Annotated in this window: 3 protein-coding genes; all 3 read left to right on the plus strand. The window is 41.2% G+C overall.

Annotated elements, in window-relative coordinates; translation table 11 throughout:
* The coding region (locus ACM0OY_RS40135; RefSeq protein WP_414574259.1) for a XisI protein at positions 1-409 on the plus strand (409 nt) is incomplete at its 5' end.
* 121 nt (positions 410-530) lie between these two features.
* Entirely contained in the window at positions 531-1,079 is a 549-nt protein-coding gene (locus tag ACM0OY_RS40140) for a GNAT family N-acetyltransferase (RefSeq protein ID WP_414574260.1), read from the plus strand.
* A gap of 130 nt (positions 1,080-1,209) precedes the next feature.
* The coding region (locus ACM0OY_RS40145; RefSeq protein ID WP_414574261.1) for a phospholipid carrier-dependent glycosyltransferase at positions 1,210-2,267 on the plus strand (1,058 nt) is incomplete at its 3' end.

Here is a 2,267-nt window from a genome sequence, read left to right on the forward strand (position 1 = left end):
TTTTCTTTCCCCCTTTCCCCTTCCCCTTTTCCCCAAAACCCGACAAGTATTGGGTACTATAGAGCAATACAGACAGCTAATTTGCAACATTCTTACTGAACACACTAAGATTCCTTACTCTTACGGCAATATTCAGCATGAAACTATTTTTGATAAAGAAGAGGATCGATATTTGGTAATGATTCTTGGTCGAGAACCAGTGCCAGAACTTTCTCCAACTGCGACTCGCCGCGTGCATGGCTGTCTGATTCACGTTGATATTATTGATGGTAAAATTTGGATTCAACGTGATGGTACCGAAGAAGGAATTGCAACAGAACTTGTCAAGGCAGGTATACCAAAGGATCGGATTGTATTAGGATTCCGGTCTGAGGAACTCAGGAAAGATTCAGAATTTGCTGTTGCATAACCAATTCAATGAGCAGCAATAATATAGTATTGTGCTTGAATTGTATCTATTGCTTTTGACTGCTCAACCATTACTATCCTAATATTTGCCAAAATAGCAACTTTGTTTAGTCAAAGGTAAGATGACAAACCTGTTAGAAAGCGATCGCTTAATAATTCGCAGTTGGATACCCGAACGCGATGCTGAACAAGCATTTGCTATTTATAGTGACCCAGAAGTTACCTATTTTCTTGGTAATGGTTCTCGTGTGACGAGCATTGAGTCACAGCGTCAGCGCTTAGTGGAAAACATCGAGCGATGGCAACGACGCAACAATGGTAGTGGATCTTGGGCAATTATCGAAAAGGCAACCACAACAATTGTGGGAACCATTCTTCTCAAACAATTGCCCGACAAAGATGGCTTAGCTACTCAAGATTATGAAGTAGGCTGGCACTTACGGCGAGCATCTTGGGGTAAAGGGTATGCAACCGAAGCAGGACGAGGTATGCTCAACTACGGATTTAATGTCTTGAATTTGCCAATAATTTATGCAGTAGTCAAGCCAGAAAATCATGCGTCAATCCGTGTAACTCAAAGACTAGGTATGAAGCCAGTAGGGCGAACAAAAAAGTATTACGGTATCGATCTGCTCCTGTTTGAACAAAATGCATCTGAAGGTAGGGAGTAGGGAGTGGGGAGTGGCGAGGTTGGGAGATGCGGAGGTGGGGCGATGGAGAGATGCAAAAGTGGGGGGAATAAGCAATGACAAATGACAAATGACAAATAACTAATGACAAATGACAAATAACTAATGACAAATGACTAAAAAATGGTTCCGAATTGGAATAGCGGGTGTATTTCTGATGTCACTTGCCTTACGGTTTTGGGGACTGGAGAGATTTAACACCCTTGTATTTGATGAAGTTTATTTTGCCAAATTTGGTAATAATTATCTCACGCATACGCCATTTTTTAATGCTCATCCGCCACTGAGTCAATATATTATTGGTATTGGCATTTGGATTGGCAGTCACATTCCTTTTTGGCACGACACGGTAAATGGGCTGACAGGTTCATTGCGATCGCCTTGGACTTATCGTTGGTTGAATGCCCTTACTGGCTCATTTATTCCTTTAGTTGTAGCTGCGATCGCTTATCAATTAAGTTATCGTCGCAGCTTTGCTTTGCTTGCAGGTTTTTTTACTGCTTGTGATGGCATATTTCTTGTTGAATCTCGCTATGCCCTAAACAATATTTATATCGTTATTTTCGGTTTATTAGGGCACTGGTTTTTATTATTAGCATTGGATAACCAAAACCAACGACGTTCATTTTGGTTAATTCTTGCTGGCATTAATTTTGGCGCTTCAGTCGGTACTAAATGGAATGGTTTATGGTTTCTTTTAGGTGCTTATCTTATTTGGATAGCAGCCTTGGTAATTCAAAAAATGCATTCTTTTTCTAACTCCGAACTTCTGCCATCATTGAGCATGGGGCATGGGACACTTGTACTGAAAGAAGCCGAAGTATTGGACATGGAAAGAGGCAGGGGGGCAGAAGGGAAGAGCGGCACAAGAGAAAGACTTACTGCAACTTCCTCTATGCCCCTCCACCCCTATGCCTCTATGCCCCTGGCTTCTTCATCTCAGACGCCACTCCAAAACCTAACTCAATTAGATGCTTTCCAGATGTTATTTTATCTAGGAATAATTCCAGCTTTTATCTATAGTATTATCTGGATTCCTCACCTTCAATTAGATAAAACATACGGATTTATCGCAGTACATCAGCAAATTTTGAAGTTTCACTTGCATTTGGGTGGTAATAGTTCAGACGTGCATCCTTATTGTGCTGCCTGGTATAAATGGCCTTTGAT

Source organism: Nostoc sp. CCY 9925, from assembly GCF_963920935.1.
Classification (GTDB): Bacteria; Cyanobacteriota; Cyanobacteriia; order Cyanobacteriales; family Nostocaceae; genus Nostoc.

Coding starts and splice junctions, on each gene's coding strand:
- ACM0OY_RS40140 (WP_414574260.1), top strand. CDS start 531: ATGACAAACCTGTTAGAAAGCGATCGCTTAATAATTCGCAGTTGGATA.